Origin of the sequence: Fluviicola chungangensis (assembly GCF_007558725.1) — a bacterium.
Taxonomy (GTDB): Bacteria; Bacteroidota; Bacteroidia; order Flavobacteriales_D; family Crocinitomicaceae; genus Fluviicola; species Fluviicola chungangensis.
On sequence record NZ_VLPL01000006.1, the window covers coordinates 125440 to 146286 of the forward strand.

Genomic DNA, 20847 nt, shown 5'->3' on the forward strand with positions numbered 1-20847 from the left:
CAATTGATATTCATTACATTTAAAGGAATGTCCCACACTGACTCCCAATATTATTTATCTTTGATACAGATGAAATGGGGTTCCAAAATAACGTTTTTAGTATTTTCACTTTGCCTGAATCAGGGATTATTTGCTCAAACATTTCGGAACATCACCCTGCTAGATCAATGGCACCAGGACAGTTTGATCTCCAATTCTTCGAAAGTCCGCTATTCCGATTGCTTTGGTTTTGTGCAAAACGGAAACGAATATGCGGTCATAGGATCAACGGAAGGAACACATGTTTTCCTTGTCAATAACCAAAACAAACTTGTCCCGAAAGGTTTCATCAAGGGGCGTTATTCAAGTACTTTTGTACAGCACCGGGAATATGCTGTTTTTCAACATTACCTGTATGCTGTTTGTGATGAAGGTGTAAGCAGTTTGCAAATTATCGACTTGCAATACCTTCCCGACTCCGTTCACCTGGCAAAGGAAGACTCGCTCCAATTCGGTCGCGTTCACAATATTTTTATTGATCCTGTCCAGGAAAAATTCTATTCCTGCATTCACCGAAGTACGGTCAATACCCAATTGATTGATGCGCCGATGAAAATTTTTTCACTCGCCGATCCACTGAACCTCCAAGAACTGTGGAGCGGACCAAATGATGTCAATGAAGTACACGATATCTATGTCAGAAACGGAACAGCGATCCTGAATTGCGGTTATGACGGGCTGAAAGTTTACAATTTCACCAATACAGCTTTTCCGACATACCTGGATTCCAAATCCATTTATACCGACCAGGGATACAATCACCAGGGCTGGCTAACTCCCGATGGAACGCGCTACCTGTTTGCAGATGAAACCAATGGCAAACGTGTTAAAAATTGCGATTTCAACGGCTCTTTGATAAGCATTAAAAATTACTTCGGGACTAATTATGAAAACGGATCCGTTCCGCATAACATCAAAGCAACCAATGAGTTCGCCTTTGTGGCTTATTACAACGAAGGCCTCCGTATTTTTGACTTGCGTTACACCGTTCCGCTGGAAATTGCCCATTACGATACCTATCCGGATGATAATCCATATAAAATGAATGGCAATTGGGGAATTTTTGCTGATCTTCCCTCGCAGCGGTTGCTTGTTTCTGACAGGCAATACGGATTGTTTTTATTGAATTTTGACCGAAAAAAAATGCTCAAATCATTTCCTCTTACCAGCGAAATCGATTTATTCCCCAACCCGGTTTCCAGTTCGGAATCCATTTTTATGACCATCCCGATCGAAACGGTAAAGGCCGAATGGAAAATTTATGATCTGAGCGGGAAGCAAGTTTCGAATGGAATTAGTGCACATTTCAATTATGTGGAAATTCCTGTTCATTTTTCTGCAGGAACATATCAGATAAAAATCGATCTTTATAATGGCGCAGATGAATCGCAGGAGATTATCCGAAAAATAGTAGTTATTTAAATAAACAGAACATATGAACTTAAAACACGTAATTATCCCCGCAGTATCTATCGCGCTTTTCATTTTCGGCGCTTGTGGAGGACCGGCAAAAAAAGATTATTCGAAAGAAGTGGATGAAGGTACTTTTGACGGTAATAAGTATACCAGTCAGGCATTGGGTTGGACCATGGAATTCCCGGATAACTGGATCATCACCTCCAAATCGAGTTTGGAATCTTTGGACGAACGAAGCAAGGCTTCCGTTGACGATACGACTTCCGACATGTCCGGAATCAAACGTACACTTGCTTTTCAAAAGAATTTTGAGAATAATTTCCAGTCGAGCTGGGAGGATTTTTCAGGAGATGAAGCTTCTTACAAACGCATTGTTGCCAATAATCACCAAATGATCTACAACAATTACCTGGAACGCAGAATGTATACCGACACCGTAGCGGGCAAACTAACCATTAGCGGGGTTACATTTGATACCTTCGAAGTTTCTATCAATGATCGTGAAGCAAAAGTTTTCGCCACTCAGCTATTGATGAATGCATTGGTAAAGGGAAAATTCATGACCGTTACTATTTCTTACAACAACGAAGCCGACAAGAAGAAAATGCTGGATTTGTTTAAGAAGTCGACGTTTAAATAATTCAGAAAAGATATGTCCTGTACTGACGCGGCAGAAGTAGTGAGACATGGACACGCATTCAATCCTCTGTTTCTGATATAGCCTCAAAAATCAAATCGTTTTCAAAACCTTTTGATTGAACATACCGAAGGATTTTCGCCTTCTTTTTCCAGGGATCTTTCTCAGCAGAAAGGTCCCTTTGTTTTTTAGTGATTTCGTGTTTCAGTATCTTGTAATATTCATCCGGATCAATAGTTTCAAAAGCCAGCCGAATAATCCTTTCCGGGATTTGTTTCAGTTTCAACCCTTGGCGGATCTTAATTCTTCCCCAATGTTTGATACGCAGTTTCCCCGATACATAGGATTCGGCAAAACGGCCTTCATCCAGGAACTTATTCTCGATTAAATAAGCCAGTAACTGATCTGTTTGCTCTGAACTTAATCCCCAGGAAAATAATTTGTTTTTCACTTCGAAATGACTTCTGTCCTGGTAAGCACAATAAGATTCTATCTTGTGCTTCGCTTCCAGAAACGAAAAATTGCTCCCCATTTTTAGAGAGCAATTTCGTTATTATCTTTATCCAGGAAATTGTATTCCAGTAAGTGATATGCAGTTACCCCACGCACATCGACCCATTTTTTATATTTAAAGAACCACTTCCATTGTTTCGAAATGAATCCTTTTTTGAAGTAGGCTTCCAAATACGGATGAACCAAAAGCGAAACTTTTTTCTCCTTCTTATCTCCTAAAAGGAAATTTAAATTCATTTCAATTTCTTCCGCAAAGAGTATAGATGCTTGTACTTCCCCTGTTCCGTTACAAGTCGGACAGGTTTCAGAAGTATTGATATCTGTTTCCGGTCGCACACGCTGACGGGTAATTTCCACAACACCAAATTTGGAAGGAGGAAGAATATTGTGTTTCGCTCTGTCTGAGCGCATAAACTCTTTCAGTTTCTCAAATAAGTCCTTGTTGTTTTCCTTATCGTGCATATCAATGAAATCGATACAAACGATTCCACCCATATCGCGCAATTGCAGCAAACGGGCAATTTCTTCCGCAGCTTCAATATTGGTAGCCAATGCATTGGACTCTTGTCCGTCTGCACCTTTCCGGTTTCCGCTGTTTACATCGATTACGTGCATTGCTTCCGTATGTTCTATGATCAGGTAACCACCGGAAGGCAGCGGAACCTTTTTACCGAACATCGTTTTAATCTGCTTATTGACTCCGAAACGCTCAAAAATATTGAGTTTTCCGTCATATAATTTCAAGATTTTCTCACGACCAGGAGCAATTCCGCTGATGTATTCCTTTAGCTCCGACATCAGCTTTTCATCGCTCACATGAATATTCGAGAAATCAGCATTCAATAAATCACGAAGAATGGATGAAGTTTTGTCAATTTCACCTAAAACACGACGGGGCGGAGTTGCCTGCTTCAAATTGGCATGCATATTTTTCCACTTCTCCATCAGGTTTCGGAGATCCTGATCAATTGCTTCGACCTTTTTGTTTTCAGCAACAGTACGAATAATCACACCAAAATTCTTTGGTTTGATATCGTCCATTAAATGACGCAAACGATCGCGCTCTTCCTGACTTTTAATTTTTTGGGAGATCGAAATTTTTTCCGAAAACGGCACTAAAACCAAATACCGGCCCGCAAGTGTCAATTCTGCACTTAAACGCGGTCCTTTGCTTGATATCGGTTCTTTTGCAACCTGGACCAAAATTGGTGATGTAGTGGATACAATTTCGGTAATTTTTCCATCTTTTGGAATGTCTTTTTCCGGCTTAAAGTAAAGCAGGTCAGCGACATTCTGCTTCCCTTGCAGAGTATCTTTGGTAAATTTATTCAACGATTGAAATTGCGGTCCCAGATCGAGGTAATGCAAGAATGCATCCTTCTCATATCCGACATCCACAAAAGCCGCATTCAAGCTGGGAACTACTTTTCTGACTTTTCCGAGGTATATATCACCTACGGCAAAATCGGTACTTCCCTGCTCCTGATGCAGCTCAATCAATTTCCCATCGCGCAAGAGAGCAAGCCAAACACCACCATCACGGGTGTCAACAACTAGTTCTAAACTCACGAACGTATAATTAGAAAGTAACTAAAACAGAAAAACTTAGTAAGCAAAATAACTTACTAAGCTCTTCCAACTATCTTTAAGAAGATTCTTATTTCTTCTTTTTATGACGATTTTTTCTTAGTCTTTTCTTACGCTTGTGCGTCGCCATTTTATGTCTTTTTCTTTTCTTACCGCTTGGCATAGCAATATTATTTTATGGTTATTAATTCAATTATTTCAATTTCAACAGCTTTTAAAAAAAGCACTCCTGCGTCAAACAGGAGTGCAAAGATATTAAAATAAGTTTTGCTACAAACTAGTTGTAGTAAAAAAGATGGAATTATTTCACAATTACCTTGTTCTTCACCTCCTCAACAAACGTTTTAGCCGGTTTGAATGAAGGAATATTATGAGCCGGGATAATAATCGTTGTGTTTTTTGAAATATTGCGCCCTGTTTTCTCTGCTCTCTCTTTCACAATGAAGCTACCAAAACCTCTTAAATAAACGTTCTGACCTTTCGTCAAAGAAGTTTTAATAGAAGTCATAAAAGCTTCAACAGCTTTCTGTGCTTCATTTCTTTCCAATCCTGTTTCCTCTGCAATCTCAGCAACGATATCTGCCTTTGTCATCTTATTATAAATTAAAGTTTTTCAACAATGTGATTTTCAGGTGCAAAAGTAGTCAGCAAAAGCGTTTATTTTTGCTTTATTTTTAAAAATGTTCAATTTTTTCCCTAAATGGCTGATTTTGTTCTACTAATAAGCGATTGGTACAGACTAAATGCGCGTGAGCTCCCATGGAGAAACACAAAAAACCCCTATTTCATCTGGTTATCGGAGGTCATTTTGCAACAAACGAGGGTCGATCAGGGAATGAATTACTACCTAAAATTCATCGAAAATTATCCCATTTTGAACCAACTTGCAAACGCAGATGAAGCATCCGTTCTAAAACTTTGGCAAGGATTGGGATATTATTCCCGAGCACGGAATTTACACCAAACAGCTCGCCAGGTCCGGGATGAATTTGGCGGAGAATTCCCTCAGACCTATGCTGAGATTATCCGCTTGAAAGGAATCGGCCCGTATACCGCCGCTGCCATTTCTTCTTTTGCATTCGATTTACCCCATGCAGTGGTAGATGGAAATGTATACCGTATTTTGAGCCGTTATTACGGTATTGACGAACCAATCGATACCGGAAAAGGCAAAAAGATATTCCAGGAATTGGCAGATTCACTAATTCCGACAAGTGATCCGGCCTTGTTCAATCAGGCGATCATGGAATTCGGAGCCATCCAGTGCACACCCAATAATCCTGATTGCGAATCCTGTGTCCTAAACCAAAGTTGTGGAAGTGCATTCAACCCTGAACTGATCAAAAAGCTTCCGGTAAAGAAAGGGAAAACAAAAGTCCGCAAACGCTATTTCCATTATTTGCATATTGAAAAAGAGCTGGAGATCGCCCTGGACCAACGGACCGGTAAAGATGTGTGGGAAAAATTATACGAATTCCCACTCATTGAAAGTGACAATGATTCGGTTCCTTCCGAATTCAAAGACTCCGCAACGCTTTGCTATCAAACCAAGCACATCTTAAGTCATCAGCATATTTATGCTTATTTCTATAAAACCGAAAAATCGGAAATCGAAGGGCTGGACCTCACATTCGTTGATAAAAACCAACTTGCCGATTACCCGATTCACCGTTTAATGGAGAAATACCTTGAGTCTGATTCCTAAGTAAAAAGTGAGAATGGGAAAATTGAAAAATGAAAACTACTCAACTTTTAAATTTTACATTTTCAATTCATTTAAGAATTCGTAATTTTATATTTATAAAGTTTGAAATTATGTCTGGCAGTGTAAACAAGGTTATTTTGATCGGGAATCTGGGGAAAGATCCGGAAGTAAGACGCTTGGAAAACGGAACGGTGGTTGCAAGTTTCCCGATAGCAACATCTGAAACGTATGTAGACAGAACAACCGGAGAACGCAAGGACAATACCGATTGGCACAATATTGTTGCCTGGAGGGGATTGGCTGAAGTCGTTGAAAAGTACGTGCGCAAGGGCATCAAAGTATATATAGAAGGAAAACTAAAAACCCGTTCCTGGACCGATCAAAGCGGGACAACGCGTTACACAACAGAAGTGGTAGCGGATGAACTCACTATTCTCACTCCCAGGGGAGATCAGGAAAAACCGATGGGAACCGCAACTCCTCCGTATCCTGCAGAAGAACCGCAAAATCCAAGTCCGATGAATTTGGATATCAGTCCCAACGATGATTTACCATTTTAAACATGGATAGCATACCCGGATTAAGTTCAGATAGTATTCATGCCGGATTCAATGTATCTGACCATATTATTTCACTGATCGTTATTTTCATTCTAATTGCCTGCTCAGCATTAATCTCCGCATCCGAAGTTGCTTTTTTTGCATTGGGGCCTACAGAAAAGAAAAACCTGGGAGAAGAGCAATCGAGAAGTTCTCAGGCAATTTTAAAACTGCTTTCAAAACCAAAAGATTTACTGGCTGCTATCCTGATCACAAACAATTTTGTAAATGTTTGTATCGTTATCCTTTCAACGGAAGTCATTGACCAGTTTTTCCCGGATTCGAACAAGCCGAATACCATCCGGTTCTTAATCGAAGTTGTCGGGATTACTACTTTTTTGCTTTTGCTTGGTGAAGTTGCCCCTAAATTATACGCTTCCAGAAACCCATTGTCTACGGCTCGTTTCATGGCTAACCCGATTACAATCATCAATATCCTTCCTCCTTTCTCCTGGCTGCGCTGGCTTTTGGTTAACGGAACAAACATGATCAACCGCAGAGCAAAGAAACGAGGCATCAATTTATCTGCCGATGACCTGGAACACGCATTGGCCCTGACGAAGGAAGACACCGACAACGAAGACGAACACCGCATCCTGGAAGGAATCATCAAATTCGGGAACACAGAGGTGAAACAAATCATGAAATCCCGGCTGGATATTGTAACCATTTCCAACGAAGCGAGTTTTCAAGAAGTATTGGATGTTGTTCTGGATGCCGGTTATTCGCGCATTCCGATTCATGAAACGACCTTTGACAATGTAACCGGAATTTTATACATCAAGGATTTACTCCCTTTCATTAACACGGAGTCATTTGATTGGAAGTCACTCCTGAGGAAACCGTATTTCATACCCGAAAACAAAAAGATCGATGATTTGCTCAAGGAATTCCAGGATATGAAAATGCACATGGCCATCGTTGTAGATGAGTATGGCGGGGCAAACGGATTAGTAACATTGGAAGATGTACTGGAAGAAATTGTTGGAGATATTACCGATGAATTTGATGACGATGATCTGATTTATACCAAGATCGATGATTCAACTTACTTATTTGAGGGCAGAACCTCCCTGGTTGATTTCTACAAAGTTCTGGATATCGACGGGAGGGATTTCGAGCAAATAAAAGGAGAATCCGATACGATTGGCGGATTTATTATTGAACAAGCCGGCAGGATTCTAAGAAATAACGAATACATTCGCTGCGGAAGCATTAAACTGGTCGTTGAAAGTTCCGACAAACGAAGAATAAAAATGATTAAAACAATTCAGGAAAATGAATAAGATTATTGGTTTAGCTTGTTTACTTGTACTTCTGATAAGCAGTTGTGGTGATGATTTATTAATCCCAAAACCACCGACTTATCTAAGAACCGATTTCCCGAAACATGAATACGTAAAAATAAACGATGCCACTACTTATTCTTTCGAACTGTCAAAAGCCTATTTTGCCAAACCATTGACTTATAAAGGAGAGCTGACCAATCACAAAGAAATCAACCTCGGGCCTTTAAATGGAATTCTATACCTGAATTATTACCCGGTACCAAACAGGGATACGCTGGTTAGATACATCAATTTATCCAACGATAAAGTGGACGAGCATCAAATCAAAGCAACTAAGATCAAAGATCAAAATTTTGTTTTCCCAGACAAAAAAGTCTATGGAACGCTCTTTGAATTTGAAGGGAATGTAGCTACGAATTTCCAGTTTTACCTTACTGATTCTGCTTCACATTTCATCCGGGGTGAAGTTTTGATGAACTGCAGACCGAATTACGATTCGCTTCGCCCGTCATTGAATTACTTAAAAGTCGATTTGCTCCATTTGATCGAGACACTTGAATGGAAGAAAAAATAAGTAGGTGCGTGATTAATCGCATCTCCAGTTTATTTCAAACCAAATTCGGAATTCATCATCGGGAATTTGTAATTGATTAGTATAGAATCTATAAGAATCATTATTTTTATAGGAAACTATACTCTATTATGAAAACAACTCTCCTATTATTTTCATTCCTGATCTCGTATTGGGGATTCTCACAGGAATATTCCAGGGCGAAAATCCTGACAGATTCTGATGGCCTTCAAGTCCTTGCCGAACTTGGAATAGGTATCGACCATGGTGTTGTAAAACGCGGTACTTTTTTTATTTCCGATTTCTCCAAAGATGAAATAAAGCGCGTGCGCGAAGCAGGTTTTGAAGTCGAAATCCTTATCCCGGACGTCAAAGCATATTACGTGAGCCAAAACATCAACCTGGACAAGGATTCTCCTTCAACAGAAAAGAACACATCATGCTCACAAACATTTACACCGGCAGTTCCTTCCAATTTCAATTTGGGAACAATGGGTGGGTTTTATACTTACCAGGAATTCATTGATGAAATTGATGCCATGGCAGCCCAGTATCCAAACCTGATTTCCGTAAAAGACACCATCAGTAACTTTTTAAGCATTGAGAACAGGCCCATTTACTGGATCCGACTAAGTGATAATCCAAATTCGGATGAAGCAGAACCGGAGGTTCTTTACACTGCTGTTCATCATGCCCGAGAACCAAACTCGCTATCCGAAGTGATTTTCTACATGTGGTATTTACTTGAAAACTACGACACCAGTGACGAAATCAAATATTTAGTTGATAATACAGAAATGTATTTCGTTCCAATGCTCAATCCGGACGGATATATCTACAATGAAACAACGGATCCGAATGGTGGCGGCATGTGGCGAAAAAACCGCAGACACAATAGTGGCGGAAGTTATGGTGTGGATTTAAATCGCAATTACTCCTACGGCTGGGGAACAACCGGAACAACCACTACTCAAAGTAACGAAACATATTGCGGAACTGCTCCTTTTTCCGAACCGGAAACCCAGGCAATGAAATGGTTTTGCGAAAACAGGGATTTTCAATATGCCTTTAATGCACACACTTATGCAAATGATATTCTTCATCCGATCGGAACAACAACTGCAGAATTTGCAGTAGACCACAATTACTTCCAGGCATTTACACATCACATGGTCCAATACAATGGCTATGCGAATTTGAAGTCATCCGCTCTTTATCCTGCATCCGGGGATTCTGACGACTACATGTACAAAGTCGATACGGTTGTGAAACCTAAAATTTTCGCAATGACACCGGAAGTCAGTAATACCAGCGGAGGTTTTTGGCCGGCAGTCAATGAAATTACCGGTATTTGCCAGGATATGGTTTTCCCCAACCTCATCTTATCTCATTTAACGCACCGGTATTTGGAGGTAAAAGACTTGGATCCCGGAATGATTGGCGCTACAACCGGCAACTTTAGCCACAGTGCTTATCGCCTGGGACTTGAAAACGGACCGGTAACTGTCAGCATCACACCAATCACCGGAATTCAATCTGTCGGTTCTCCCAGTATTCACAACCTGGCGATCATGGGTAGCGAAAACAGTGGGATTTCTTATGTCTTGAATCCTTCTATCCAATTTGGAGATGAAATCAAATATGTCTTGAACACCGAATACGTCGGTTGGACGAAACACGACACCATCGTAAAAACCTTTGGCAGCATTACTTCTCAGTTTATCGACGAAGCCAACAGTGCTGCAAACTGGACAGGAAGTTGGGCTACAACGAGTTCAACTTACGTTTCTCCCAGCACTTCATTTACGGATTCTCCAAGTGGAAATTACTCAAACAATGTCACCCGAACGTACCAGTTTAACAATATCATTGACCTGACCCATGTAACAGCAGCAATGATCCGATTCTATGCAAAATGGGACATTGAGGCTGATTATGATTATTGTCAGTTCCAGGTTTCCAATGACAATGGAGCTACCTGGACAGGTCAATGCGGAAATTACACTGTTTCCGGTAACAGTGCAAACGGCTCAGTTCAGCCTAACAATCAACCCGTTTACGAAGGAACTGAGACAAACTGGGTATTGGAGGAAATCAATTTAAGTGATTATATTGGAGACAGTATCCGTGTTCGTTTTATCTTAAAATCGGATCCGGGAACTGTTGGAGACGGGTTTTACTTTGACGATTTCGAAGTTTTATATAACATTGATTATACAGGTCTTGCGGAAAATGAGAAAGCCTTATTCCACATGGTACCAAATCCGGCGAGTTCTTACACAAATATCATTTTCGACCAGGCAGTTCAAAACGGAACTATTGAAATTGTAAACATGAACGGGGAAACGGTCTCTACTCAGACAGTAGAGAGTCCAAAGGTTGAAATTCGTACGGATAAATTGTCAGTTGGGGTTTATTATGTGCGTTATAAGGGATCTGCTGAGCAAAAGTCCCCGATTAAATTGGTTGTGATTCATTAATTTGTCATGTCGGGTTTCCCTGCTTTTCCGGGAAGTATCGAGACAGAGAAATTTGGCTTCCTGCCCTTTTCGATAAACCGGCATAACCGGCACTCGAAGTGAAAGGAAAATTAAAGACACAAAAAAGGCTTTCCATCCAGGAAAGCCTTTTTTTCACATGTTATGCGAAGAATGATTTATTGATCAATCCATTTGTCATCTTTCATTTCACCAAGAATTACTACGTCTTTTGTACGTGAATAATCCTCAGCTGCAAGAAGCATTTGCTCTCTAGTATCTCTTCTAATTCGTATACCTTGTGATCCCGAATTTCTTACTTCAATGTAAAAACCATCTCGCAATCTTGCTGGTTTTGTTGGAGGTCTACCCATTTGTTTGTGTTTTTCTTCGTCTAATATAATAATACATTAAACGCTTCGATTAAAATTATATTTTTTTAGGAATCCAGTAAATCTGATTCCACTTTTTGTTTGTATAGGACCCCTTGTCTTTTAAACCTGTTCGACTGGATAATTCCTACAATGGAAAAAGCCATGATCACGGGTGTAAAAAAGAAAAAACCTATACCTACTTCGTCAAAACTCAAGCTCGACGGAGAGCTCAGCATGACTAAATCCCAGAGTAAAAATAGTGCCGATAAAGACAAGCCAATGATTGACAAAACCCTATTTGTAACTCGTTTAATTTTGATTAATCCGAGTAAAAATGCCACAATAAAAAATAAAAAGAAAAACAGACTGATTAAGCCAGCCTCTTCTGTTTCGCCCGATCCTGAGCCATAGTAGCCGCTATACCAATTCATATATCTGGCTGAAGCAACTGAATCAATGTAGTAGAGTACAATGATGCTGAATAGTACGCTAAGGACCAAACTTGAAATGTAAAAAGCTTTATTCATCCTCAAATTTGGCGCGAATATATAACTTTATTTCGAGATTCCTAAAAAAAGGAGCTGATTATCACTAAAATAGAACCGGATTAGTGATCCTGAATCTCATAAAAAGTTCCGTTTTCGTTCATTTGCATTGTTATGAGATCCCAACACAGGAACAAGACCATCAAACGATCGATATGTGACTTCTGTAAATTCGATAACCGGTAAATTTTGCTAAGGGTAATTCCGGGATTATGAGAAATAATCGACAGCAATTGAGTTTCTTCTTCTCCTATTTTCTCAGGCTTTTTTTGATGAAAACGCTCGTGTTTCCAAACGTTCAAAAGTATTTTGTTCGCTAACAAGGTATGATCTTTTCTTCTGACATAAGCCTTCCACTTTCCTTCTTCATCCAATGCCATAACCGGCTTGTTGACCGCTTTTTCAATGGAAATTTCAAGCACCAATTTCATATCCTCCTGCCAAACACGCGATTGGAATTCCAGTTTCGGTTTGGAATACATATCCACTGCAGCTTCGATCATATGAATTTCTTCCGTTGGATCAACTCCGGCAATTTTTCCGTTATCCTTTACCCCTATCAGAAGCCTTCCTCCTTCTGTATTTGCAAAAGCGACAAGTGTTCGGGCAATCTTTTTGGAATCATCAATCCGAAATTTGAAATCCTGTTGTTGGTGTTCCCCTTCTTTGATCAACTGTTTTACCGACTGCATGAACGTAAAAATAACAAGAAAAAAGCGATTCAGCTGATTGAGTGGTCTACTAAGAATTCCAAATTTCCCAAGCCTTATTTGCCTGTTCTTTCAGCATGGAAAATCCATTCAAAATTGTTGCATTGTGCAAACGGGACTCTTTCAAAAACCTGGTTTCCTCCGGGTTATAAATCAGATCAACACACAAATGCTTTTCCGTTAAATATTCAAATGGAAAAGGTACGCAATCATTCACATTCGGGAAAGTTCCTACAGGCGTGCAGTTCACAATGATTTTGCAGGCACGCAGCATGTGCTCGTTAATGTCTGTGTAGGCAAATTCCTTTTCTTCTTTTGGATTGCGGGAAACCCAAAGAACATCCAGTCCAATCCTTTTTAAAACGTATGCAACGGCTTTTGAAGCCCCGCCTGTTCCAAGAATCAGTGCGCGCTCATGTTCATTGGTGAGGAATGGTTTGATCATTTGATGAAAACCAAATGCATCGGTATTGTATCCTGTTTTCTCTCCTTCTCCGGATATCTGAACACAATTCACTGCACCAATCGCTTTTGCTTCTTCGCTCAACGAATCAAGGAATGGAATAATCTGCTCCTTATAAGGAATGGTTACCGACAATCCTTTTAGGTCAGGTATGCTAAAAACAAGATTAACTTCCTCTATTTCAGACAGCTCGAAGTTTTCAAAGGTGTGATTCAAACCTTCTTTTTGAAATTTCTCTTCGAAATACTGCTTCGAAAAAGAATGTCCCAAACTTTTCCCTACCAATCCGAATTTAGACATCTTTCTTTCCCATTTTGGAACGAATGAAGCTGATAATCATCGGAAGGACCGAGATAAATATAATTCCCAGGCACACTTTTTCAATGTTATCTTTGATCCACTCGATGCTTCCCAGGAAGTAACCCGCCAATGACAATCCAAAGATCCAAAGGAATCCACCGATGACATCGAACAGGAAGAATTTACGGTAATTCATTTTTCCAATTCCAGCTGCAAAAGGAGTGAATGTCCGGACAAAAGGAACAAAACGGGCCATAATGATTGCCTTTACGCCGTTCTTCTCGAAAAAAGCCTCCGTTTTCTCCAGGTAAACAGGTTTTACCAATTGTCTTCCTTTGATCTTCCAGTTAAACACATTGAGTCCGATGTTTCTGCCGATCCAGTAATTGACGTTGTCTCCAAGAACAGCTGCTATGACCAGCAGTCCTAACAGTAAAGTAATATTTAATTCTCCCGAGGCAGCAAAAAGTCCAGCTGTAAATAATAAAGAGTCTCCGGGTAAAAACGGCATAATCACCAACCCGGTTTCCACAAAGATCACGAGGAAAAGAATAATATAAATGTAGTTTTCGTAGGTTTTAACGAAGTCACCAAAATGCTCCAGATCAAATAACTGGTGGAAAAATTCTAACATAGATACAATTAATACATTTCATAAGTCGGTTCGAACGTTTCGAACCAGCCTGTTATTCCTCCTTCAAGAATAGCAACATGCTGAAAACCATGTGCGCATTCCAATAAGTTTGCAACAGATTCTGCTCTTCTTCCCGTTTTGCATAAGATGATATAATACTTCGACTTATCCATTGTATCTGCTACTTCTGGAATTTTATGCATCTGGATTGTTGTTCCTCCGATAGAGCAAATTTCAACTTCCCACGGTTCGCGGATATCAATCAGTTCTGCTTCATTATTTTGAAGCAGCTGTTTGCAAGCTTCGGAAGTAATGCGATTCATTCTTTTTTTTTCGGCAAAGATAGACTTATTTATAAATTGAAAATATAGAATGTCGAATTGAAAAGATTAGTTATATCCTTCAATGTTATCTTTTCAATGATCGGTTTACTTGATTTTCACAGAGATTTCCATCTCAAAAAGGGCCACTATTTCGCCACTCAAATCTTTCGCAGTGACTTTTACCCAATGATTCTGTCTTTCATTCGTTTGAATTGCCCTTAGAACTTGCTCCCGTATTACAGCTCCTTCATTACAGCTAAAGATCACATCTGTCTCTGCACGCTTTACAAACTCAGACTTCATTGCTTTAAATGCAAATGAAGGACGCACATTGAGCTCATCACAAAAATAAAAGGCATGCAATCCAGCCGTAACATCTGCTCCAACTGCCAAAACTCCAAAATACATGCTCTTGAGGTGATTTTTTGTACGCCTTCTCAGTTTGATTCTCACGATAACGTCGTTATCATTGATTTCGACCAATCTCGGACGAACATATCCGATCATCGGGATTTTGAAAATGCCCATCAAACGAAGCATCATCCCATATTTTTTCAAATTCGGACTACTCATGACTGGTTAGTGTTTCGATGATTTCCTTTACCGGACGGATAGACTTTACATGTTCGATACTTGGTCCTGCACACCAAACAGTTTTATATGTTGCACTAAATGCTGCTTTCTCCAAAGATTTCATCCCTCTGTAAAAGGTCATGGCTTTTACCCATTTTTTTAAGCGTTTGTTCCGGTTTAAGAGACGCTCCAACCAGGATTGTTCTGTCCCGATTTCCTTTACATACGGTGTATTGATCACAGTGCAGGGAGTTCCTGACAATTTGGAGGTCATAACAATGTCTTTTGCTCCGTAATCCACACACGCTTGCTTATACTCTTGTGAAACACCTGCTTCATTCGAGGCTATAAAAACAGATCCGATAGAAAATCCGTCTGCGCCCGCAGCTATGAGTTTGTCCATTTCCGCTTTCGTTCCAACTCCTCCGGCAGAAATAACAGGAATGGAAATAGCTTCTTTAATGCTCTTGATCAGGGTCGGTGCATCGATTCTTCCGGCATGACCACCAGCCTTATTATTTACTGCAATGACAGCATCCGCTCCCAATTCTGCGACTTTTTTTGCATACGCAACATCCGTTACATCACAAAAGACCTTGATGTTTTTGCCATGAGCTGCATCAATCACTTTTTTAGGAGAACCAAGAGAAGTAATCAAAAAATCCACTCCTTCCTCAATACAAATTTTTAATTGCTCCTCCATATATATATTGGAAGCATTCACGATCAAATTAATTCCGATCGGACCTTTCGCTCTTGCTTTCATTCGCTTTAACCCCTCTCTCAAAAGCTCGGGAGAGCGGTAATTCAGTGCCGGAATAGCCGCCGCAATTCCATTTTCAGTACCCGCAATGATCATTTCTTCATTCGAAACCAAAAACATGGGCGCCATGATAATTGGATGCTCAATATTCAATAAGTTGCTGAGAGCTAATTTTTCCATTTTCAATTGATTACATCCAAATATACAAATAATTATGCACGCATATATTAATTAAAGATTTATAATTGAGAATTGAAAAAGGAAAGAAAGTATTGCTTTCAATATAGTAAGCATGAGTCCTCCTATTATCTATACGTTTCAATTTTACACTCTCAATTTTCAATTAACAAAAAAAGCCTTCCCGATTAATCTCAGAAAGGCTATCCATTATTAAAGGCTTTTTTATTACATGCCAAATCCGAATTTCAACCCGGTAGCCGCATTGAAGCGAATTCCCGTATCGCTGAATGAACTCCATCTGGTTTGGGTGTATCCCTGGTCGTCTACATAACTATCTAGGGATTGTCCCTGAATATGAAAGGTACTTAAACCTACCCCAAAATACATGTCGATACTGAAATTCCCGTCTCCGGGCCAGAATTGGAATCCCATATTGAACCGGAAAATCATTTGGTCCAGGTGTGATTTTGCATCGTCCAGTATTCCATTAATATCTTCATTGATATAATTATACTTTCTATACTTAAAAACAGGGGACAAATACAGTCCCTTTAACTGGTTGTCTTCCGAAGTCGGGTAGAATTTGGGAGCAAGGGAGACATGAAAGCCGATAGCTGCCTCTGCATCCTCTCCTATTGACTGAAATTGCCAAACTCCCAGTCCATCATTTCCTTGCCACAATCGTTGATTCCCGAAGTTGACACCAAATTGTGAAATGGTTGGTCCAACTTCCAATTCCAAGCTAAGAATACGTGCAACACGCTGTTCATAACTGAAATTAAACTCTCCTGCAAATAATTGAGTAGGGCAAAATTTAAGAACAAAACGCTTTTCTCCCGAATCTTCCATTGTTTCCTGGGAATGAGCTCCGAGCGAAACCGCCGAAAGAAGAATGATTCCAAGTAGTTTTTTCATACTTTTAATTTGGTCTAACCAAATTAACCATTTTTTCGGATGAAACTAAAAGTTTACGTCTCAATTCGAACAAGGAAGGGATAAAATACCGAAATTTGACCATGGCAAATTCATCAGACTGGATCAGTGCGCTTCGATTAAGAACACTTCCATTATCCATATCAGGAATACTTGTTGGTTCTTTCTTTGCTGTTTTTCAAGGTTATGGAAACCCCCTTATTTTTTCTTTGGCTTTATCGACTACTCTTTTGTTTCAAATCTTATCCAACCTGGCAAATGATCTGGGAGACTCCTTGAAAGGTGCTGATAATGCAGAACGAGTTGGACCCATGCGAGCGGTTCAGTCCGGATCAATTTCTAAAAACGCGATGAAAAATGCCGTTATCCTGACTTCCCTGTTATCATTTATAAGTGCCGGATTGCTTATTTATTTCGGCACCAGGAACCTATCTGCAACAAGTATTTATATCTATATCGGGTTGGCAATTGCTTCTGTTTTTGCAGCCATTACGTATACGATCGGAAAAAAAGCATATGGTTACAATGGCCTGGGAGATCTGTTTGTCTTTATTTTTTTTGGCCTGGTAAGTGTAATCGGTGTTTACCCTTTGTTTTCCGATACGTTATCCTGGTTATTAATTTTTCCGGCGATCACAATTGGTTTTCTAAGTACTTCGGTCTTAAACCTGAACAATATGCGCGATCGTGAGAATGATGAAAAAGTCGGAAAACGCACGCTGGTTGTGAAACTGGGAGCTGCCAATGCTAAGAAATACCATTTCTTTTTAATCACCAGTGCCTTTATAAGCTGGATTGTCTTCTTGATCCTGACCAAAAACTGGCTTGGATTTATTTCCCTTCTTCCCGGAATCTTATTTGTCAAGCACCTGATTTTTGTTTCGAAAAATACGGTTCCCAAGGAATTGGACTCTCAATTAAAGCTTGTTGCTCTCGGAACTTTTTTTATCAGTGTTCTTTACGTAATCAGTGTTTCGATCAATCAATGGATTCTCTAAAACAAGCCAATGCTTCCTATGAAGCTTTTACCTTGGATTTTAAAAGGCCAAGCGGAACGAGTCGCGGGGTCTTAACCCAAAAGAAAGGCTGGAAACTGCTGTTGACTGATCCTGACGGAACAACCGGATTGGGAGAATGTTCGGTCATTCCGGGTTTGTCACCGGATTATGTTTCGGACGAACAATACGAACAAAAACTGGCGGAAGTTTGTCAAAACCCATTCCTGTTTACTCAGAATCCCGCCCTTCTGCGCGATTATCCTTCTATCCTGTTCGGATTGGAAAGCGCCTGGTTTGATTTGTTAAACGGAGGAAGGCAAATCTATTTTGATTCAGCCAAACGTCCGTCGGGATTTAATATTCCGATCAATGGATTGATCTGGATGGGTGATCCGGGCTACATGCAGGATCAGATCGAAGAGAAGCTGGACGCCGGATTTACCTGCATAAAACTGAAAGTCGGAGCCATTGATTTCAAACAGGAATTGAAATTACTGGAGGGAATCCGCTCCCGGTATGATGCTTCGAAAATGATACTTCGGGTGGATGCAAATGGCGCTTTTACGATGGAAGATGTATTTTGGAAACTCGAAGAATTAGCTCAATTAAACCTTCACAGCATCGAACAACCGATTAAAGCCGGCTCCTGGAACTACATGAAGGTACTTTGTAAGAAAACACCTTTACCCATCGCCCTGGATGAAGAATTGATCGGGATCAATGAAACTAACCGAAAGATCACCCTCCTGGAAACAATCAATCCTCAATACATCATTCTAAAGCCGAGTTTGCATGGCGGATTCAGCGGAACGAAAGAATGGATAGAGCTGGCAGATAAGCGAAAAATTCCCTGGTGGATCACTTCCGCCCTGGAAAGCAATATCGGTTTAAATGCGATCGCACAGTTCACAGCAAATTATAATCCTACATTACCTCAGGGATTGGGAACCGGCGGGTTGTATGAGACGAATTTTGATGCGCCTTTACGCATTGAACAAGGGAATCTCATTTACACCCGCTAATTTTCCCTTTTAAAATATTGCCCCTAAATCAAAAAGGGCCTTTGCAATGCAAAAACCCTTCTTTTGTTAATTTATATTTCTGATCCTGTTAACCTAACAATTATTCGTTACGATTTGGTCGGCACTAACGCTTCTCCGACCGATAACTTCGTTACTTCTTATCATTCACTTCTTCGAAATCAACATCTGTAACCTCATCATCTCCGGAATTTCCACCAGCGTTTCCTCCCTGAGCTCCCTGGTCTGCTGCACCACCGGCATTTGCCGCGTTATACATTTCCTGAGAAGCTGCCTGGAAAGCTGTATTTAAACGCTCCATTGCTGCATCAAGGTTTGCCATATTCTTGGCTTCAAACTCCGTTTTCAATGCTGCTAATGCATCTTCGATCGGTTGTTTTTTATCTGCCGGAATTTTATCTCCGTACTCTTTCAACTGACGCTCAGTTTGGAAGATCAGTGAATCTGCTTTATTTAACGTTTCTGCTTCCTGCATACGTTTTTTATCTGCTTCTGCATTTGCTTCTGCTTCTGCTTTCATGCGCTTGATCTCTTCTTCAGACAAACCGGAAGATGCTTCAATCTTAATGGATTGCTCTTTTCCTGTTCCTTTGTCTTTTGCAGAAATGTGCATGATTCCGTTCGCATCCACATCGAAGGTTACTTCAATTTGTGGTTCTCCACGACGAGCAGGCGGAATATCCGTCAATGAGAAGCGACCCAAAGTTTTGTTGTCACTTGCCATCGGACGTTCACCTTGCAATACATGAATATCTACTGCCGGTTGATTATCTGCTGCAGTTGAGAAGGTCTCAGACTTTTTAGTCGGAATAGTTGTATTTGCTTCGATCAATTTCGTGAATACACCACCCATTGTTTCGATTCCTAAAGACAATGGAATAACGTCCAAAAGTAAGACATCTTTTACTTCACCTGTCAATACACCTCCTTGAATGGCCGCACCAACTGCTACTACTTCATCCGGGTTTACTCCTTTTGACGGAGCTTTTCCGAAGAAACGTTGCACTGCATCCTGGATAACCGGAATACGAGTTGATCCACCTACCAAAATCACTTCATCGATATCACTTGTAGACAATCCAGCATTTTTAAGTGCCGAACGACAAGGAGCGATTGTTCTTTCAACGATTGAAGCGATCAATTGCTCGAATTTTGAACGTTGTAAAGTTCTTACCAAGTGTTTCGGAATCCCGTTAACCGGCATAATGTATGGCAAGTTGATCTCTGTTGAAGTCGTTGAAGACAATTCGATCTTTGCTTTCTCAGCAGCTTCTTTCAAACGTTGCAAAGCCATTGGGTCCTGACGTAAATCCAAACCTTCTTCTGCCTTGAATTCATCTGCCAACCAGGTAATGATTGCCTCATCCACGTCGTCACCACCCAAGTGTGTATCTCCGTCTGTTGCCAATACTTCAAACACTCCGTCTCCTAATTCCAATACAGAAACGTCATGTGTACCACCACCGAAGTCAAACACAACGATTTTTTGATCAACTCCTTTCTTATCCAAACCGTAAGCCAATGCCGCCGCCGTAGGTTCATTGATAATCCGTTTGATTGTCAAACCTGCGATCTCACCTGCTTCTTTTGTTGCCTGGCGCTGTGCGTCATTAAAGTACGCCGGAACAGTTACTACTGCTTCAGAAACTTCATGTCCTAAGTAATCTTCGGCAGTTTTCTTCATTTTTTGAAGAATCATTGCCGAAATTTCCTGCGGAGTGTACATACGACCATCAATATCCACACGAGGAGTATTATTATCGCCTTTTACAACTTTATAAGGTACACGCTCAGCTTCTTTTTTCACATCATCAAAAGACGATCCCATGAAACGCTTAATCGAGTAAATGGTTTTTGTTGGATTGGTAATCGCCTGACGTTTTGCAGGATCACCAACTTTTAGCTCACCACCGTCTACGAATGCTACAACAGATGGTGTTGTACGTTTACCTTCAGAATTTGCGATTACAACCGGCTCATTTCCTTCCATTACGGACACACACGAGTTTGTTGTTCCTAAATCGATTCCAATTATTTTTCCCATTTTATTGTTTTTTGTTTTTAATCAAAATTTCCCTCATTAAGTCAAAGGTTGTGCCATTGGAAAACATCCTTCATTTCCTGTCAGAATTGTCAGTTTTTGAGTTAAATGATGAAAAACAACTGACGAAACGGGTA

General features: G+C 40.3%; 22 protein-coding genes. 10 read left to right on the plus strand and 12 right to left on the minus strand.

Translation table 11 applies throughout. The features are described 5' to 3' along the window. Window positions 1-27 precede the first annotated feature (27 nt). Window positions 28-1461 (plus strand): choice-of-anchor B family protein, encoded by a 1434-nt coding sequence (locus FO442_RS12775; RefSeq protein WP_144333591.1) that lies wholly within the window; start codon window positions 28-30, stop codon window positions 1459-1461. 13 nt (window positions 1462-1474) lie between these two features. Then, window positions 1475-2095 carry a hypothetical protein gene (locus tag FO442_RS12780; protein WP_144333592.1) on the plus strand — a complete coding sequence of 207 codons (621 nt, stop codon included), beginning with the start codon at window positions 1475-1477 and terminating at the stop codon, window positions 2093-2095. A 58-nt stretch (window positions 2096-2153) separates the two neighbouring features. Here the strand turns inward: FO442_RS12780 and FO442_RS12785 are convergent, their stop codons facing one another. The 3 genes from FO442_RS12785 to FO442_RS12795 all read right to left on the minus strand — a co-directional run bounded on the left by FO442_RS12785 (window position 2154) and on the right by FO442_RS12795 (window position 4784). Further along, entirely contained in the window at window positions 2154-2624 is a 471-nt protein-coding gene (locus FO442_RS12785; RefSeq protein ID WP_144333593.1) for a regulatory protein RecX, read from the minus strand. Between the two features lie 2 nt (window positions 2625-2626). Further along, window positions 2627-4174 (minus strand): Rne/Rng family ribonuclease, encoded by a 1548-nt coding sequence (locus tag FO442_RS12790; RefSeq protein WP_144333594.1) that lies wholly within the window; start codon window positions 4172-4174, stop codon window positions 2627-2629. A gap of 319 nt (window positions 4175-4493) precedes the next feature. Continuing rightward, entirely contained in the window at window positions 4494-4784 is a 291-nt protein-coding gene (locus FO442_RS12795; RefSeq protein WP_124745023.1) for an HU family DNA-binding protein, read from the minus strand. A 108-nt stretch (window positions 4785-4892) separates the two neighbouring features. Here FO442_RS12795 and mutY point away from each other — a divergent pair, with 108 nt between their 5' ends. From mutY to FO442_RS12820, 5 genes are all read left to right on the plus strand, one after another. Continuing rightward, complete coding sequence (gene mutY, locus FO442_RS12800) at window positions 4893-5897, plus strand: A/G-specific adenine glycosylase (protein WP_144333595.1); 1005 nt, start codon at window positions 4893-4895, stop codon at window positions 5895-5897. Window positions 5898-6007: 110 nt separating this feature from the next. Continuing rightward, the gene (locus FO442_RS12805) at window positions 6008-6457 is read left to right on the plus strand and encodes a single-stranded DNA-binding protein (RefSeq protein ID WP_144333596.1); all 450 of its coding nucleotides are present in this window, start codon (window positions 6008-6010) and stop codon (window positions 6455-6457) included. 2 nt (window positions 6458-6459) lie between these two features. Then, entirely contained in the window at window positions 6460-7782 is a 1323-nt protein-coding gene (gldE, locus tag FO442_RS12810; RefSeq protein WP_144333597.1) for a gliding motility-associated protein GldE, read from the plus strand. Further along, window positions 7775-8359, plus strand: a complete 585-nt coding sequence (gene gldD, locus FO442_RS12815; protein WP_144333598.1) for a gliding motility lipoprotein GldD — start codon at window positions 7775-7777, stop codon at window positions 8357-8359. Before gldE ends, gldD begins: the two co-directional genes overlap by 8 nt. 128 nt (window positions 8360-8487) lie before the next feature. Continuing rightward, window positions 8488-10836, plus strand: a complete 2349-nt coding sequence (locus tag FO442_RS12820) for a M14 family metallopeptidase (protein ID WP_144333599.1) — start codon at window positions 8488-8490, stop codon at window positions 10834-10836. Window positions 10837-11012: 176 nt separating this feature from the next. On the opposite strand, the gene FO442_RS12825 is transcribed toward FO442_RS12820, so the two are convergent. Then, complete coding sequence (locus tag FO442_RS12825; RefSeq protein ID WP_124745017.1) at window positions 11013-11207, minus strand: hypothetical protein; 195 nt, start codon at window positions 11205-11207, stop codon at window positions 11013-11015. A gap of 150 nt (window positions 11208-11357) precedes the next feature. Between FO442_RS12825 and FO442_RS12830 the strand changes: the two genes are divergently transcribed. Next, a complete protein-coding gene (locus FO442_RS12830; RefSeq protein WP_144333600.1) occupies window positions 11358-11618 on the plus strand; it encodes a hypothetical protein in 261 nt (86 codons plus the stop codon). 196 nt (window positions 11619-11814) lie between these two features. On the opposite strand, the gene FO442_RS12835 is transcribed toward FO442_RS12830, so the two are convergent. The 7 genes from FO442_RS12835 to FO442_RS12865 all read right to left on the minus strand — a co-directional run bounded on the left by FO442_RS12835 (window position 11815) and on the right by FO442_RS12865 (window position 16613). Next, window positions 11815-12444 (minus strand): AlbA family DNA-binding domain-containing protein, encoded by a 630-nt coding sequence (locus FO442_RS12835; RefSeq protein WP_144333601.1) that lies wholly within the window; start codon window positions 12442-12444, stop codon window positions 11815-11817. A 49-nt stretch (window positions 12445-12493) separates the two neighbouring features. Continuing rightward, window positions 12494-13225, minus strand: a complete 732-nt coding sequence (locus FO442_RS12840) for a shikimate dehydrogenase family protein (protein WP_144333602.1) — start codon at window positions 13223-13225, stop codon at window positions 12494-12496. Then, window positions 13218-13859: a VTT domain-containing protein gene (locus tag FO442_RS12845; protein WP_144333603.1), complete on the minus strand. Its 642-nt coding sequence runs from the start codon at window positions 13857-13859 to the stop codon at window positions 13218-13220. Before FO442_RS12845 ends, FO442_RS12840 begins: the two co-directional genes overlap by 8 nt. Window positions 13860-13867: 8 nt before the next feature. Beyond that, a complete protein-coding gene (locus FO442_RS12850; protein WP_144333604.1) occupies window positions 13868-14182 on the minus strand; it encodes a rhodanese-like domain-containing protein in 315 nt (104 codons plus the stop codon). Between the two features lie 105 nt (window positions 14183-14287). Then, complete coding sequence (locus FO442_RS12855; RefSeq protein WP_222101996.1) at window positions 14288-14755, minus strand: DUF4442 domain-containing protein; 468 nt, start codon at window positions 14753-14755, stop codon at window positions 14288-14290. Beyond that, the gene (locus FO442_RS12860) at window positions 14748-15698 is read right to left on the minus strand and encodes an NAD(P)H-dependent flavin oxidoreductase (protein WP_144333605.1); all 951 of its coding nucleotides are present in this window, start codon (window positions 15696-15698) and stop codon (window positions 14748-14750) included. The genes FO442_RS12855 and FO442_RS12860 overlap by 8 nt, the downstream gene beginning before the upstream one ends. A 225-nt stretch (window positions 15699-15923) precedes the next feature. Next, window positions 15924-16613, minus strand: coding sequence for a hypothetical protein (locus tag FO442_RS12865; protein WP_144333606.1), 690 nt, complete (start codon window positions 16611-16613; stop codon window positions 15924-15926). A gap of 101 nt (window positions 16614-16714) precedes the next feature. Here FO442_RS12865 and menA point away from each other — a divergent pair, with 101 nt between their 5' ends. Both menA and FO442_RS12875 read left to right on the plus strand, forming a co-directional pair. Beyond that, window positions 16715-17629, plus strand: a complete 915-nt coding sequence (gene menA / locus FO442_RS12870) for a 1,4-dihydroxy-2-naphthoate octaprenyltransferase (protein WP_144333607.1) — start codon at window positions 16715-16717, stop codon at window positions 17627-17629. After that, window positions 17617-18651, plus strand: a complete 1035-nt coding sequence (locus tag FO442_RS12875; RefSeq protein ID WP_144333608.1) for an o-succinylbenzoate synthase — start codon at window positions 17617-17619, stop codon at window positions 18649-18651. The genes menA and FO442_RS12875 overlap by 13 nt, the downstream gene beginning before the upstream one ends. Window positions 18652-18802: 151 nt before the next feature. Here the strand turns inward: FO442_RS12875 and dnaK are convergent, their stop codons facing one another. Then, window positions 18803-20713, minus strand: coding sequence for a molecular chaperone DnaK (gene dnaK, locus FO442_RS12880; RefSeq protein ID WP_144333609.1), 1911 nt, complete (start codon window positions 20711-20713; stop codon window positions 18803-18805). Between the last annotated feature and the right edge of the window lie 134 nt (window positions 20714-20847).

Coding starts and splice junctions, on each gene's coding strand:
- FO442_RS12775 (WP_144333591.1), top strand. CDS start 28: ATGTCCCACACTGACTCCCAATATTATTTATCTTTGATACAGATGAAA.
- FO442_RS12780 (WP_144333592.1), top strand. CDS start 1,475: ATGAACTTAAAACACGTAATTATCCCCGCAGTATCTATCGCGCTTTTC.
- FO442_RS12785 (WP_144333593.1), bottom strand. CDS start 2,624: ATGGGGAGCAATTTTTCGTTTCTGGAAGCGAAGCACAAGATAGAATCT.
- FO442_RS12795 (WP_124745023.1), bottom strand. CDS start 4,784: ATGACAAAGGCAGATATCGTTGCTGAGATTGCAGAGGAAACAGGATTG.
- mutY (WP_144333595.1), top strand. CDS start 4,893: ATGGCTGATTTTGTTCTACTAATAAGCGATTGGTACAGACTAAATGCG.
- FO442_RS12805 (WP_144333596.1), top strand. CDS start 6,008: ATGTCTGGCAGTGTAAACAAGGTTATTTTGATCGGGAATCTGGGGAAA.
- gldE (WP_144333597.1), top strand. CDS start 6,460: ATGGATAGCATACCCGGATTAAGTTCAGATAGTATTCATGCCGGATTC.
- gldD (WP_144333598.1), top strand. CDS start 7,775: ATGAATAAGATTATTGGTTTAGCTTGTTTACTTGTACTTCTGATAAGC.
- FO442_RS12820 (WP_144333599.1), top strand. CDS start 8,488: ATGAAAACAACTCTCCTATTATTTTCATTCCTGATCTCGTATTGGGGA.
- FO442_RS12825 (WP_124745017.1), bottom strand. CDS start 11,207: ATGGGTAGACCTCCAACAAAACCAGCAAGATTGCGAGATGGTTTTTAC.
- FO442_RS12830 (WP_144333600.1), top strand. CDS start 11,358: ATGGAAAAAGCCATGATCACGGGTGTAAAAAAGAAAAAACCTATACCT.
- FO442_RS12835 (WP_144333601.1), bottom strand. CDS start 12,444: ATGCAGTCGGTAAAACAGTTGATCAAAGAAGGGGAACACCAACAACAG.
- FO442_RS12840 (WP_144333602.1), bottom strand. CDS start 13,225: ATGTCTAAATTCGGATTGGTAGGGAAAAGTTTGGGACATTCTTTTTCG.
- FO442_RS12845 (WP_144333603.1), bottom strand. CDS start 13,859: ATGTTAGAATTTTTCCACCAGTTATTTGATCTGGAGCATTTTGGTGAC.
- FO442_RS12850 (WP_144333604.1), bottom strand. CDS start 14,182: ATGAATCGCATTACTTCCGAAGCTTGCAAACAGCTGCTTCAAAATAAT.
- FO442_RS12855 (WP_222101996.1), bottom strand. CDS start 14,755: ATGAGTAGTCCGAATTTGAAAAAATATGGGATGATGCTTCGTTTGATG.
- FO442_RS12860 (WP_144333605.1), bottom strand. CDS start 15,698: ATGGAAAAATTAGCTCTCAGCAACTTATTGAATATTGAGCATCCAATT.
- FO442_RS12865 (WP_144333606.1), bottom strand. CDS start 16,613: ATGAAAAAACTACTTGGAATCATTCTTCTTTCGGCGGTTTCGCTCGGA.
- menA (WP_144333607.1), top strand. CDS start 16,715: ATGGCAAATTCATCAGACTGGATCAGTGCGCTTCGATTAAGAACACTT.
- FO442_RS12875 (WP_144333608.1), top strand. CDS start 17,617: ATGGATTCTCTAAAACAAGCCAATGCTTCCTATGAAGCTTTTACCTTG.
- dnaK (WP_144333609.1), bottom strand. CDS start 20,713: ATGGGAAAAATAATTGGAATCGATTTAGGAACAACAAACTCGTGTGTG.